The organism is Moritella sp. 36, from assembly GCF_018219415.1.
Classification (GTDB): Bacteria; Pseudomonadota; Gammaproteobacteria; order Enterobacterales; family Moritellaceae; genus Moritella.
In genome coordinates this window covers 1512296-1526724 of record NZ_CP056120.1, presented here as the reverse complement: position 1 = coordinate 1526724, position 14429 = coordinate 1512296, and the positions used below count along the sequence as shown (strand labels likewise).

Here is a 14429-nt window from a genome sequence, read left to right as displayed (position 1 = left end):
TAGAAACAGGTAAAAACGTCATAAAATCAGTTAAGTAAAAGAGTTACTCTTCCGCCTGAATTTGACCAACAAATAATACTGGCGCAGCATCTAATTTTTCTGCATCCATCATTGAGGCAATCCGTTCGACAGCTGACAATAGCTGACTTTGTTCCCACTCTTCAAGATTTTGATAACGTTTGATGAAATGGTCTTGAAGCGGCTTGGGTGAACTACTCAGTAATAATTTACCTGATTCACTCAGCGACAGATGCACTTTACGTTTATCGGTTTCACTTCGCTTCCGAATCACCAACGCCCGACTCTCAAGTCTGTCAATAATCGTCGTGACTGTCGCAGCACTTAAGGCTATCTCTTTCGCAATGTCTTTCGCCAATGGCGCATCAAGCATGGCAATATTTTGCATCACCATGAGCTGAGGACCTGTTAAACCAGACTGTTTATTCAGCTGGCGAGAATGTATATCAATGGCTCTGATCACTTGACGCAGTGATACTAATAATTCTTCGTACTTTTCCATAACCCTTCCATAATTCGCCCCTCATTTTTCGAAACAATAACAGAAATTAGCACCAGACTCATACTGCAAATGTGAAAAAAGCAAAATAACGCTTATACGTTATTTTGCTTTTGTTGTATTCCTAACCACTATCGAACTAATTAACATATTAAAACGAGCGTGGTGAGTATGCTAGTTCACTAACTCAATTTTATTAAAGTCAATTTCATTTTCTTCAGGTGAACGTTCAATCGCTGCAACCTGCTTGGATTTATTCGCCATAATATAACCAAAACAGCCGATGATCAGTGCGATTGCTAATGCGCCAACCCACTGAATCTGTAAGAAATCCAGTTTGAACAATAACGTCAAAGCACTCATTAATACAAGATTACCAATAATGTATTTAGCCTTACCTAAACGTTCTACTGTTAAATTTAAATTATCAGTATAAAGTCGTACTAATGAATCCAGCGAGTTAATCACAAAGGTGATGCCCACTAATACCATCGCAAGGTTATAGAAGCCTGTTGTCGCGATCTCATTCACGCTGTAGTAGTAAAGTACCGAGAACCATACTGCGATTGGAATAGACGGGAAGACCATCATTGCAATCAGTACTTGATAAGTTTTCATACCACCAACAAAGCGGGAAGTGAATTGACCAATCATGATGCTCCAAGAGAACCACCAGAATAAGTAAAATTCATGGTAATCATTCATCGGTAAAACAAATTGATGTATATTACCAAAGTAATCGCTAATCAACGCAAAAGTTGTTGTAAATTCACTCACGCTTGATTCTTCAGATAAGAACGCGCCAGCCCACATCATGACAATCAGACCTAAAAATAACCAGGTACTCGCTAAACTCAATATACGTACATAACGAATACTAGTACTTGAGTAAACAGCCGCAGCAATGACAACAAAAACAATTAGATAGAAACTACCCACTATCGTTTCGCCATCACCTAATTCAGGTAAATACCAAGGTAAATTGGTCAGTAATAAGTAAGCAGTAAAGGCACAAGTACCTATAATGATGAGGTTATTGATGAATTTAATTAATGGGATCTCGAAGAATTTAACTCTTGGTTCAATGACACAAAAATAGAAACAAGTTAAAAAGTAAAATGCCCAGATCAGAAATGCCCAGAAACCAAATTCAATCGCTAAAGGATTACTAAAGCTGTATTCAGGACTTGCCGCAAGGTTTGCATAACCAGCAAACTCGGTCAGCGGAAACATGATAAGTCCCACGTCCAGACCGGAAGTAAATAGAATAGCGATAAAGGTAAATGTACGTACAGGCGTAACACCCACACACCGCACATTGCCCCAACGAAAAATCACAAATGCAATTGCAACAAAGGTAAATATAATACCTATGCTAAGCCAAGTAGTCATCATTTAAACTCCATGTAAATTTTGTATAAAACATAAATTTAATCCTTTCTTATGTTTTAAGTAGCCTAGCTCAACGTTTGAGTCTGCAATCTAATTAAGTCTGTAATAAAGCATTAAGACTATAATAAAAATCATGATTGCATGCACCCTCAAACCTTAAATATCGAATTTCCGATATTTAAGCCCTGATGAATTGAGTTTGGCATTAAAGACCATTTAGCCAGAGTGGCTTAGGCTGGTCAGATACCTATGGTTAAGCACTGAGTTGTCACAACTAATGGTCATAACAATGCAGTCCTTAACAATGTAGTCGCTAAACAGGCTGGCGTTTTGGCGCCTGTAAGCGTTGTGTACTCTGCCATTTTGGCGCCACAGTAACACTGCTCACGTCTGCTTTGAGCAGTGTATTGCCCAAGATCAGATCTGCAGCGCGCTCTGCCAACATGATAGTCGGTGAGTTAAGGTTGCCATTGGGTATCGTTGGGAAAATAGATGAATCAACCACCCTCAATCCTTCAATACCATGAACTCTGGTTTCTGAATCAACGACAGCCATAGTGTCTTCACCCATCTTGCACGTACAAGAAGGATGGTAAGCACTTTCTACCGAGCTTCTCACAAAACGGTCGATCTCTTCATCCGTTTGAATATCGATTCCCGGTTGGATCTCTTCACCACGGAATTCATCCAACCCTGGTTGACCAATAATTTCACGTGTTAAGCGTACACAAGCCCTAAAACCTTCAATATCCTCGGCATGAGAAAGATAGTTAAACTGAATATGCGGCGCAACATGCACATCATTAGACACGACTTTTACAAAGCCACGGCTCTTCGGTTTGTTATGACCCACATGCACCTGAAAACCATGCCCAGCAAACGCTTCTTTACCGTCGTAACGCATTGCAGCAGGTAAGAAATGGTATTGTAAATCAGGCCATTCTAGTCCGGGTTTAGATCGAATAAAACCACAAGATTCAAAGTGATTCGTTGCCCCTAAACCTGACTTATCAAAGAACCAACGCGCACCAATATACAGCTTATTTAATGGGTCTAATTTGCCATTCAACGAAATCGGTTTAAGACACTTGAATTGGAAATAAAATTCGAGATGATCTTGTAAATTCTCGCCGACTCCCGGCAATTCATGTACTTGCTCAATACCGGCTTCTGCAAGTGTGCTTGCTTTACCGATACCGGATAATTGCAGGATATGCGGAGAACCAATCGAGCCAGCCGAAAGAATCACTTCTTTGTTACAATGCAGTCTGGTTAGCTTGCCTTTACGTTCAAACTCTAACCCTATTGCTTGTTTACCTTCAAACAATACCTTGTGTACCAAAGCATGGGTAATAACCGTTAAATTACTGCGTTGCATTGCAGGTCTTAAATACGCATTTGCTGTCGACCAACGCACACCCTTTTTGATAGTCATGTGCATAGGGCCAAAACCCTCTTGCTGCTTACCATTGTAGTCATTGGTTGCCATATAACCGGCATCAATACCAGCATCAACAAAGGCTTTGTACAAAGGGTTTTTCATGTTGTTGCCGTTATTCACAGCAAGGGGACCACTGTCACCACGATAGTCATCGCCGCCAAACGCCCAACTTTCAGCCTTTTTAAAGTAAGGTAAGCAATTGGCGTAATTCCAATTTTTTGCCCCGCTTTGGTGCCACTCATCAAAATCGCGAGCATGACCACGTACGTAGACCATACCGTTAATAGAAGATGATCCACCTAATACTTTGCCACGAGGGCAATGCATACGGCGATTATCCAAATGCGGTTCAGCTTGAGTTTCAAACTGCCACGCATACTTCTCGCTATTCATAGGAATAGATAATGCAGTTGGCATTTGAATAAAAATACTCTTGTCACTGCCACCTGTTTCTAATAGCAGTACCTTGTTGGCTGGATCTGCTGATAATCGGTTGGCTAAAACACAACCAGCACTACCCGCGCCAACAATAATGTAATCATACAATCCCTGTGATTGAGTCATATAGGCTCCCTAAAATGGACTTTCGAGTCGTTGCATACCAACATACACAGCTTTAATCTGGGTATACGCTTTTAACGTTTCGCTACCGTTTTCACGGCCAATACCAGACATCTTATAGCCGCCAACAGGCATTTCAGCAGGTGACGCGCCGTACGCATTGATCCAACAGATACCGGCTTGCATTTGATGAATAACACGGTGAGCACGGGTAATGTCTTGAGTGAACACACCCGCGGCTAAACCTAAGCGGGTATCATTAGCACGGCGAACGACTTCATCTTCATCTGCAAATGTGAACACTGACATAACAGGGCCAAAGATCTCTTCTTTACTTAATGTCATTTCATCAGTGCACTGAGTGAAAACGGTTGGCGCAACAAAGTAACCATTCGGCGCATTCTCTGGTTGCAGAGCATGACCACCGGTAAGAAGTTCAGCACCTTCTGATTTACCTATCTCAATAAAATTCAATACTTTGTCTTGATGCTCTTTCGAGATCAACGCACCAAAGTTAGTCTCTGGGTCCATAGGATCACCACAGATTATGTTGTTCTCGGTACGCTCACGTAGTTTTTCGATAAAGCGTGGGTAAATGGCGTCTTGCACAAATACACGTGTACCGTTGGTACACACTTCACCTTGAGTATAAAAGTTCGCTAGCATCGCCGCCGATACCGCATTATCAATGTCAGCGTCATCAAAGATGATTAGCGGTGATTTACCACCTAGTTCCATTGTGACTTCTTTCAGTGAGCCCGCTGCGGCAGCCATCACTTTTTTGCCAGTACCGACTTCACCAGTAAACGATACTTTAGCAATCTCGTCATGTGTTGTTAGCCAAGCACCAACACGACCGTCACCTTGAACAACGTTGAACACGCCATCGGGTACGCCCGCTTCAGTAAATATCTCAGCTAACTTGATTGCGCCACGTGGTGTCTCTTCTGATGGTTTAAAGATCATGACATTACCGCAAGCAAGCGCAGGTGCTGATTTCCAACACGCGATCTGTAGCGGGTAATTCCACGCACCAATGCCTGCACAAATACCTAATGGTTCACGGCGGGTATAATAAAAATCATCACCGACCTGTTGTTGATTACCTTCAATGCTTGGTGCAATACCAGCAAAAAATTCAATTGAATCGGCACCTGTGACAACATCAACGACAGAGGCTTCTTGCCAAGGTTTGCCTGTGTCTTGCACTTCGATAACAGCAAGTTCGTCATTACGTTCACGTAACAAGGTCACTGCTTTTAATAAAATACGGTTACGCTCTATCGGCGTCATTTTAGACCAGGTAGCGAAACCAATTTTTGCACTTTCAATTGTCGCTTGCTGAATACTCGCATCAGCAACTTCAACTAAATAACTTACTTCTCCGTTAGCCGGATTAATGACTTCAAAGGTTTCACCTGAGTCATTGGAGAGAGACTGTCCGTGGACATAATTTTTATAAGTAACTAACGACATTTATTTTCTCCGTGCTGCATGATCACAGCCTCGATAAAGGCTTTACATAAAATTTGGGCTTGTTCGAATTCTTTTTCAGGACAACTGCTCAAGGCACTGCGCAACCAAAAACCATCAATCATCGCTGCAGTTTGTTTCGCAGAATGGATCGCGACATCCTCAGGCATTAATTGTTTAAATGAAAATGCGAGGTTGCTATACAAACGCTGGCTGTTGATGTGTTGCAGTCTGGCTAATCCAGGATCGTGGACAGCTTGAGACCAAAAACTTAACCAGGTTTTAGTCGCTGCGGTTGAACGTTGAAATTCAGTAAAATTAGACTCGACAATCATCGACAAGCGTTCTTCTGCGGATAAGTTTTTACCTAAAATGCGGCTTAATAATGCTTGTTTTAGTTCATCGAGTAGATATTTGAGGGTTGCTTCAATGAGACCTTGCTTACCACCAAAATAATGGCTAATAAGGCCAGATGACAGTCCAGCTAAACCACTAATGGTATTAATTGTTGTGTGGTGTAAACCATGGCGTTCAACAGAGATTAACGTCGCGTCAATCAGCTGCTGTTGCCTTACCGTTTTCATTACTGGTCTGGGCATAAAAAGTAACCATCCATGTTTGGTTGTTGATAATTCAATGCTTAACTGTTGTTAAAAGTTGTTAATTGAACGTTCAATTAACAATAACTATAATAGTTAGAGCTGTAACTATCAACCCTAAAATTTGTCGTTAGCATAGTTAAAATAAAATAACACTCACATAATTCCGCGAGAAACAATAGACTAAGCCACTGTTTTGAAAGAGTATTACCACGCCGTTAAATTACAGTTAATTAGTCGTAAAATAGTCGTAAATAAATTAATAGTTTCAACCATAATCATTAGAAATGTAAGTATTAGACTTAATTCAACAAAGTACTAACACCTATATCGATAGGTCAATTTTATTTAGAAAGGAAATATACTTTATACGGCTTAGCGTTTAACTTTTGGGCATATAACATTGAGGAATTAAAACAAGATAAGCCTGCTTTAAAGCAGGTCTATCTTTATTTTAAATCAGTATCACTCTAGCGTTAAAAAGCTAATTCAACGCTAGGTTTAATTTATTCACACGACTAAAAACAAGCCAATCAACTAACAATACGAAGGCTATAGTGCCACCAGCCATTGGTAACATAAACGATAATACAACGATAGTGATTAAGCCCACTTTCCAAACCCCCTCATGTTCAAATCGTGGTGGCGCACCAAGTACCTTCTTCCCCACAGGACGACGGATCCACCACATTACAGCACCGGATATCGCAATAAAGATAAATGCTAAACAAAAGAATACATTAACGATTTTATTCACCTCACTAACATCACCCTTATGTAGTGCGATACCTGCAGCCATAAACTTGCCCATTAGGTTGTATTCGTTCCACGTTACATCCGCTAAGACTCGACCTGAATACTGATCGATATGTGTTGTTCTATCTAATCTAGGATCCGTAATATCCCCGCTCATGGTATTCGCTGCTAGCGTATAAACCCCCGTCTCACTGCGAGGAAGGTTAAGCTTAAACAGGGTAAATCCAAGCGTTTTAGCTTGCGCTAATATTTGATCGACACCAAGTTTTACCTCTGAGTACATGTTCATGCCATGATCCATCTTTGTATCATGCTGCATAGCACCCGACCCTGCTGCTAACATCGCAGCATGATCATGTGATTCAGGCATCAGTGTTTGCTCTAAATTCCACGGAATTTCTTCTTCACTGCCGTGATTCATTGACGCGTGATTTTGTGTAGACAATGGCACATTATCCCACTTTTCTGCTGGGAAACTACTCCACGCTTGCACGAATTTACCGCCCCAAATACTTGCCCACGCAAGACCTGAAACAAAGAAAAACAACAATATAAAAGACAATAAGCCACCAATATTTGCGTGTAGGTCACGCATTAAAATACGTGGTCCACTTGCCATTCTTATTTTAAGAAAACCAGCCTTACTGGCCTTGTCTCGTGGTAACCACAAATAAACGCCCGTCACTAATAAGATCACGCCTAAACTTGCTGCAATTTCAATGAGATAATCACCCCAATCCCCTAGTAATAGAGTACCGTGTATATCATTCGCCAACTCATACCAACTATCGCTACGATCTATCGTACCTAGAACCTCTCCGTTATAAGGGTTAACGGTAACAAACAGCGTCTGACCTGATTCAAGCATAATTGAGAAACGGTTCGCAAGATCACTACTTTTAGCTGGTATAAACTGAGTTACCATTGCATTCGGGTAAGCAGCTATTACGCTTGCCATTTGTTGTGAGGTTGCGACAATATCTTTCTCAGGTGTTACTTCTAGCGCTGATTGATAACGACTAAATTCAATTTCGTCATCAAACAACATCACTAAACCCGTTAGACTCAGCATCAACATAAACGGGATCACAAATAGCCCAGCATAAAAATGCCAGCGCCAAGTTAAGAAGTAACGTGATTTTGAGCGTGCAAGTGTCTCTCTGTTAGATAAAGTGTTATCTACAGGCGGATTAATTTTCGACATTCTTTGTATTTTCCTTTCTACAAAATCCCTATCGAGCTAACGACGGTCATCCATATTAATACCAATCACAATAAATAGATGATCATTATTTCTGGTTAAAACTGCCACTAACTGCGTTGTTAATTTTGCAATTAGAATAACTAGTTACGGCAATTAACGTCTTGTTATTGTCAATTTTTCCGGCGGAATAATTGATCACTTATTTAATGCAATTGGTATAGCTAAATTTTTTCGTCATTAATCACCGTTTAAACGCAAAGGTTTAACGGTATATTGATAACGTGATTTCTGTGTACTATTACAGTGAGTAGTACAGTGATAATTTAAGTTACGAAAGGGCTGCAGGCGGTGCGCGAGGAATTTGCCATTGATAACGCACGTTATGCGCTAAAAACGAATAATGCTCTTGAATTGAAATACTAACACGAGCCAATACAGGTACAGTTAATAGCTCAAGATCATGAAAAGAAGAAAAATGGCTGAATGGGCAAGGTTTTCCCTTATGGATTTGGGGTTTACCTTCTTCGATCTGAACCAGTTCCAGTCCATTAACGGTACACAACGTCGCCCACACACCAACGCTATTATTGGCATTAATCACTGGCATAAGCGTGACTAAAACCCAACTAAGCAGGCTAGCAAGCAACATTGATTTTTTAAAATAAGAACTGTATTTCATACGATACTCTATAGATTTGTATGAATTGTACATAAATCTGTAACATATCGCAAAATTAGTAACATGTGATTAACGTTTGAACACTGAGCACCCTAAGGTCAAAAAAGCAACTATCGGATGACTAATTAGTCAGCCGTTTACAGCAGTAAAATAGGATTAAGCAGTAACAATATCTATCTTACTACTCTTCAATACCGCCGTAGATAACACTACAGGGATCGCTTTAGAAATTGGAGTGTCACTCAAATCCCCTTTCCCATCAATAGATACCAATGGATTTGTTTCAGGGAAATAAGCCGCAATATTACCCTCTGGGATATCATAAGCCACCAGCTTAAAACCAAATACTTTACGCTCAATACCATCTGGCCAAAGCGATTCGATATCGACTAATTGGTTATTCTCCATGCCTAATGCAGCGATGTCATTCTCGTTAACAAAAAGGACTTTACGTTCGCCTGAAATACCGCGGTAGCGATCATTAAAACCGTAAATGGTGGTATTGTATTGATCATGTGAACGCATGGTTTGTAATACGAAGACAGGATCGCTACTGAGTTCTCGTAAGTTTGCAGGCCGTAAATGAGCGGGCAGATCATGCTGCATGAATTGTGCTTTTTTCGACGCAGTTTGCCACTGTCGCAGCGCAGCACTGTTACCAAGATAAAAGCCACCAGGTTGTTTTATCTTGCGATTAAAGTCGCTAAAACCAGGAATCGTTTTTTCAATCAAATCTCGGATCCGAGCATAGTCTTCAATGACCCAGCCCCAATCAATAGGCTGCTTGCCCAGCGTTGCTTCCGCAATACCCGCAATAATAGCAGGCTCAGATCGCATTTCGCCAATATCACCTGCCACCACGCCCGCAGAAGCATGCACCATACTAAACGAGTCCTCAACGGTGATTCTTTGTGGCCCAAATGTTTGCATATCAATATCAGTGCGCCCTAAGCAAGGTAATATGAGCGAGTCTTTACCTGGCACAAGATGCGTACGGTTTAATTTTGTCGCGATATTAACCGTCAAGCTACAGTTGGATAGCGCTTGTTGTGTTAACGCAGTATCTGGCGTTGCAGCCGCAAAGTTGCCCCCTAAGCCAATAAATATTTTACTCTCCCCTGCAAGCATCGCTTTAATCGCTTCAACCGTATTATGTCCAGGTTCTGAAGGGGCTTTAAAATCAAATTCATCCGATATGCTTTTGATGAACGCAGCACTGGGCTTTTCATCAATACCCATAGTACGATCGCCCTGTACATTACTGTGCCCACGCACTGGACACAATCCCGCACCTTGTTGCCCCAACTGCCCAAACAATAGCTGTAAGTTGGCAATTTCTTGGATGGTTTTCACCGAATGCTTATGCTGAGTGATCCCCATCGCCCACGTGATAATCACCCGTTTAGATTGACAATAAATGCGAGCAGCGTGCTCTATTTCAGATTGTAATAACCCAGCTTGCTCGGTAATTTCATGCCATGACGTCGCTTCAACGGCGGTTAAGTATTCATCGACGCCTTGGGTATGTTCAACAATAAATGCATGATCAAATATAGAGATCCGTCCGGCGGCTAATTCGGCTTTATCAATCACACCAAGCGCTTTAACCATACCACGTACAACCGCCATGTCTCCGCCAAGTTTAGGCGTAAAATAGCATTGACTAATTTGCGTCGAACCATCAGTCAGCATTTCTTTCACTGATTGTGGGTTAGTAAAACGTTCTAACCCTCTTTCTCTTAAAGTATTAAAAGTGACAATGGCCGCCCCGCGACGCGACGCCTGACGCAGTGTATCTAGCATACGCGGATGGTTTGTGCCTGGGTTTTGACCAAACACAAAAACAGCATCAGCATGTTCAAAGTCTTCCAGTGTTACTGTACCTTTACCGATACCAATCGCTTGTTTCAACCCGACACCACTTGCTTCATGGCACATATTGGAGCAATCAGGAAAGTTATTGGTACCAAATTTACGCACAAAAAGTTGATACAAAAAAGCGGCTTCATTACTCGCTCTACCCGATGTATAAAACTCTGCTTGATCAGGATGTTCAAGTGTATTTAAATGCTTCGCGATCAGCGTAAATGCCTGCTGCCAACTAACCGCTTCATAGCAACCCGTTTCACGATTGTACTGAACAGGATGACTAAGCCGCCCTTGAGACTCTAAAAAGTAATCACTTTGCTGGGTTAACCAACTTACCGGATGTTGTTCAAAAAATTCAGGTGTAACACGTCGACTTGTGGCTTCCCAATTAACGGCTTTAGCACCATTTTCACAAAATCTAAACCGAGTTTGTTCTTTGGATTCACCCCATGCACAACCCGGGCAATCGAACCCTTTATCTTGGTTTGTTTTGAGTAAGTTTCGGATATTACGTGAAACATTTTCGCTTTTCACCAGATGTTTGGTCGTACTTAATAAGGCCCCCCAACCACCAGCAGCCCCTTCATATTTTTTAATTGTCATGTTGATTCTCTATATCAGTCGCCAGGTTTAAACGAAAAGCACCATGGTAGACGTTAAACCCACCATTACGGCTAAAGCCAATCAGTGTTAGATTAAAGCGTTTCGCCATATTGATCGCAAGGTTGGATGGTGCGCCTACTGCTATCAGTACCGAAATACCAGAAACAAGTACTTTTTGAACCAACTCGAAACTAATACGGCCGCTTAGAAATACAATTTTTTCTTGTTGATCAAGTTCAGGACTTCTTGCTAATTTCCCCATCAATTTATCTAATGCATTGTGACGTCCTACATCTTCACAGCTCAGTAATAAAGCCCCTTTAGCATCAAATAAGGCGCATCCATGCACCCCGCCGGTTTGGTTAAACATCGATTGAAACTGACGTAATGTATCGCTGAAATGAGGAATCATAAGGCCCGACAACCACCCTTCTGTCGAATCTAAATCGGGGATATCGCGTAGTTCTAAAGACTGTATTGAAGATTTCCCACACACGCCACAACTGGAGAAGGATGTGGTATCTCGATTGATTAATGCCCAATCCACAACAACATCTGATGATAAACGTAGATGTATCTCATTTTGCCTCATGTCATCTAAATCAAAGTGCTCATTGATACCAACAATGTCGCTAGCGCTGTTGATAATACCTTCAGCCAACAACAGGCCCGTAACCAGATTAAGATCGTCACCCGGTGTGCGCATCGTCACTAAGTAAACACGCTCTTTCTGTTTGCCCGCGCAATCGCTATAAATGAGGTGTATCTCTAAAGGTTCTTCGACAATCACGGAATCAATTGACAAGCTGACGTCGGTACCATTTATCTGTCGGATAGAACATGCCGCAACACCAATAGTTAGCAAGCTTGATTGATGCGCTTGCTGACGATTAGTATGGTTATTTAGATGGCTATTTTGTTGATAAATGGCATTAAAAGCAGAGTATCTATCAACTAACGAATAATCTTTCGGACTTATTTTCTGTTCAGCCATGGGCATGTCTCACTCTAATAGATTGATGTTAAAAACGGGGATACTCCACAAGCATTTTTACGGAGAGCTTTAACATACTCAAGATAAGCACTTTACAATACCTTTTACAGAGCAATAAACATAACGGGAAAATTCTTTCATTTGATAAGAAAAACTTATCACCTAACTCAATATAAGGTACTTGAAGGGGTTATCAATTAATACCCATGACCTCTGACTGACGTAATGGGTATTATTTTAACTAGCTTCTTAAGTTAAAAGTTAAGTTAAATAGAATCAAAGCCTATGCATTCGATTTTATGGACTTCTAACCAATCTTTGAGTGCTTGAGAGGTTAAGATATTGAACTCATCAACACGCTTATCTGCGTAGCGAGATAGTGTTGGTAATAACGTATCACCCTCTAATGTTGTGTGGCTCATTAGCTCCAGTGTCCCATTCGGGATCTTAGCGCTAAACTCAAGAATCAACGCTTGCAGTCGTTCCAATGTTACACCATCAGCGTAGAACCTTGCACTAAACCCTTCAGTTGTTGGTACCGTTAAACCTTCACAACCCGAAACAACATGATCGACACGGCGTACAGGGATCCCAGTATCATTCGCAAAAGCAATGAATGCTTTTTTGTATGGCGGAAATACAGCAGCAAAGTGGTGACTATCAATATGCGTTAATTTAATACCCGCATTGATCGCTTTATCATATTGCGCTTTGAACTCACTATAAGCTTGATCAAAACTTAAGACCTCAGACGCGATCACTTTGTCTTGCTTTAAAAAATACCCGTCACTATCAACTAAATCTGGCACTAAACGCGGCGCTAAAATTGGTTTACCACTGGTTAGCGTTAAATGTAATCCGACATTGGGGACTAAACCTTGCTTGATTAATTCAATCGCATGCTCGGTTGCAGGTTGGTTCATCATTAATGTTGTAGACTGAACAACGCCAACTTTAAAGCACGCGACCACTGATTCATTAACTTTTTCAGTTAAACCTAAATCATCTATGTTTACGATTAGCTTCATAATGAACTCTTCTACATTTTGTTAAACTGAGGTACATATTTCGCATTCAATTCAATCATTTCATCTAAAATTTCTTTCGTTACCGTACCTTTACGCACTAATGGGTTGATTGTTAGTGCCTGTAATGCCGCGCCATAGCTACCAAAGACACCCGCTTCAACAGCCAGTTCTTCGAATGCTTTTTGTAATTGCAACGTACCGCGTATCGCAGGGTTCGTAATTGGCGCAACGTTCAATGGCTGTGGACCGCATGATGTAATAACAGATGTAGCCTCAATAGCGCAGTCATTTGGCAGTTCTGAAATTGTGCCATTATTACGAATATTGACATGCATTAAAGTACGTTTGTCATTGTGGATCGCATTGATTAACTCACATGCTGCTTCGGAATAATGTGCGCCGCCACGCTCTTCTAATTGCTTAGGCTTCACGTTTAAGTTTACATCTTCGTACAGTTTAAATAATTCTCTTTCAATATCTTGAACTTGCTCGCCACGTGTAACATAACCTTCTGACTTAACTTCTTTTTGCTCTAAGTCGTCTTGCTTGTAATAATACTGGTGGTAACCACAAGGTAATGCACCTAGGTGTTTTAATTGCTCAGGAACCCAAGTAACTTCACCTAAGTTTTTAGGCAGTGCAAAGTCCTCACCAGAACACACTTTATCGATTAATTCGCCGATACGATCTTTACCGTGATCCCAAATATGGAACGCATGGATGAAGTGATTTAGCCCTGCAAACTGAACTTGCAGATCTTTCGTTCCCATCAATTCTTCAATACCAAACTGGGTGCAAACAGGCACGTTACATAGGCCGATTACTTTGATGTTTGTATGTTTAAGCACTGTTTCTGTAATAATACCCGACGGATTAGTGAAGTTAATTAACCATGCGTCAGGGCATATTTCTTCCATGTCTTTACATAAAGAAAGTGTCACTGGAATTGTACGCATTGCCTTAGCAAAACCTGCAATACCATTAGTTTCCTGACCAATCATACCGTACTTGTTACCCAGTAATTCGTCTTGAATACGCGCAGGGATCATACCAACTCGCATTTGAGAACACACATAATTAGCGCCTGTTAACGCTTTACGGCGGTCAAACTCAATATTTAATTCAATATCAAGACCTGCATTTTTAATCATACGTTTAGCTAATGCGCCAACAGTCTCAACTTTGTAACGACCTTCTTCGATATCAAATAGATCAATGTGTGTCACTGGCAATTCGTGATGACGATTAATGAAGCCTTCAATGATTTCAGGTGTATAGCTAGAGCCACCACCGATAATTGTAATTTTTAACAT

Annotated in this window: 11 protein-coding genes; all 11 read right to left on the bottom strand. The window is 41.1% G+C overall.

What is annotated here, in order from left to right:
• Positions 1-43: 43 nt before the first annotated feature.
• Complete coding sequence (locus HWV03_RS07005; protein WP_211674672.1) at positions 44-520, bottom strand: MarR family winged helix-turn-helix transcriptional regulator; 477 nt, start codon at positions 518-520, stop codon at positions 44-46.
• A gap of 171 nt (positions 521-691) precedes the next feature.
• Complete coding sequence (locus HWV03_RS07000; protein WP_211680065.1) at positions 692-1909, bottom strand: BCCT family transporter; 1218 nt, start codon at positions 1907-1909, stop codon at positions 692-694.
• A gap of 313 nt (positions 1910-2222) precedes the next feature.
• Positions 2223-3914 (bottom strand): choline dehydrogenase, encoded by a 1692-nt coding sequence (gene betA, locus HWV03_RS06995; RefSeq protein WP_211679068.1) that lies wholly within the window; start codon positions 3912-3914, stop codon positions 2223-2225.
• A gap of 9 nt (positions 3915-3923) precedes the next feature.
• Complete coding sequence (gene betB / locus HWV03_RS06990; RefSeq protein WP_211679067.1) at positions 3924-5387, bottom strand: betaine-aldehyde dehydrogenase; 1464 nt, start codon at positions 5385-5387, stop codon at positions 3924-3926.
• Positions 5378-5983, bottom strand: a complete 606-nt coding sequence (betI, locus tag HWV03_RS06985) for a transcriptional regulator BetI (protein ID WP_211679066.1) — start codon at positions 5981-5983, stop codon at positions 5378-5380. The genes betB and betI overlap by 10 nt, the downstream gene beginning before the upstream one ends.
• Positions 5984-6467: 484 nt before the next feature.
• Positions 6468-7943, bottom strand: a complete 1476-nt coding sequence (locus HWV03_RS06980; protein ID WP_211679065.1) for a PepSY-associated TM helix domain-containing protein — start codon at positions 7941-7943, stop codon at positions 6468-6470.
• 328 nt (positions 7944-8271) lie between these two features.
• Positions 8272-8622, bottom strand: a complete 351-nt coding sequence (locus HWV03_RS06975; protein ID WP_211679064.1) for a hypothetical protein — start codon at positions 8620-8622, stop codon at positions 8272-8274.
• 156 nt (positions 8623-8778) lie between these two features.
• Positions 8779-11094: an FdhF/YdeP family oxidoreductase gene (locus HWV03_RS06970; protein WP_211679063.1), complete on the bottom strand. Its 2316-nt coding sequence runs from the start codon at positions 11092-11094 to the stop codon at positions 8779-8781.
• Positions 11084-12088 carry a formate dehydrogenase accessory sulfurtransferase FdhD gene (fdhD, locus tag HWV03_RS06965; protein WP_211679062.1) on the bottom strand — a complete coding sequence of 335 codons (1005 nt, stop codon included), beginning with the start codon at positions 12086-12088 and terminating at the stop codon, positions 11084-11086. Before fdhD ends, HWV03_RS06970 begins: the two co-directional genes overlap by 11 nt.
• A 266-nt stretch (positions 12089-12354) precedes the next feature.
• Positions 12355-13116 (bottom strand): carbohydrate deacetylase, encoded by a 762-nt coding sequence (locus tag HWV03_RS06960; protein WP_211679061.1) that lies wholly within the window; start codon positions 13114-13116, stop codon positions 12355-12357.
• 11 nt (positions 13117-13127) lie between these two features.
• On the bottom strand, positions 13128-14429 hold the full coding sequence (locus HWV03_RS06955) for a 6-phospho-beta-glucosidase (protein ID WP_211679060.1): 1302 nt from the start codon (positions 14427-14429) through the stop codon (positions 13128-13130).

What these genes read in the sequence shown, in the direction of transcription:
- fdhD (WP_211679062.1), bottom strand. Translation starts at nt 12,088, where the DNA reads ATGGCTGAACAGAAAATAAGTCCGAAAGATTATTCGTTAGTTGATAGA.
- HWV03_RS06975 (WP_211679064.1), bottom strand. Translation starts at nt 8,622, where the DNA reads ATGAAATACAGTTCTTATTTTAAAAAATCAATGTTGCTTGCTAGCCTG.
- betI (WP_211679066.1), bottom strand. Translation starts at nt 5,983, where the DNA reads ATGCCCAGACCAGTAATGAAAACGGTAAGGCAACAGCAGCTGATTGAC.
- HWV03_RS07000 (WP_211680065.1), bottom strand. Translation starts at nt 1,909, where the DNA reads ATGACTACTTGGCTTAGCATAGGTATTATATTTACCTTTGTTGCAATT.
- betA (WP_211679068.1), bottom strand. Translation starts at nt 3,914, where the DNA reads ATGACTCAATCACAGGGATTGTATGATTACATTATTGTTGGCGCGGGT.
- HWV03_RS06955 (WP_211679060.1), bottom strand. Translation starts at nt 14,429, where the DNA reads ATGTTAAAAATTACAATTATCGGTGGTGGCTCTAGCTATACACCTGAA.
- betB (WP_211679067.1), bottom strand. Translation starts at nt 5,387, where the DNA reads ATGTCGTTAGTTACTTATAAAAATTATGTCCACGGACAGTCTCTCTCC.
- HWV03_RS06960 (WP_211679061.1), bottom strand. Translation starts at nt 13,116, where the DNA reads ATGAAGCTAATCGTAAACATAGATGATTTAGGTTTAACTGAAAAAGTT.
- HWV03_RS06980 (WP_211679065.1), bottom strand. Translation starts at nt 7,943, where the DNA reads ATGTCGAAAATTAATCCGCCTGTAGATAACACTTTATCTAACAGAGAG.
- HWV03_RS06970 (WP_211679063.1), bottom strand. Translation starts at nt 11,094, where the DNA reads ATGACAATTAAAAAATATGAAGGGGCTGCTGGTGGTTGGGGGGCCTTA.
- HWV03_RS07005 (WP_211674672.1), bottom strand. Translation starts at nt 520, where the DNA reads ATGGAAAAGTACGAAGAATTATTAGTATCACTGCGTCAAGTGATCAGA.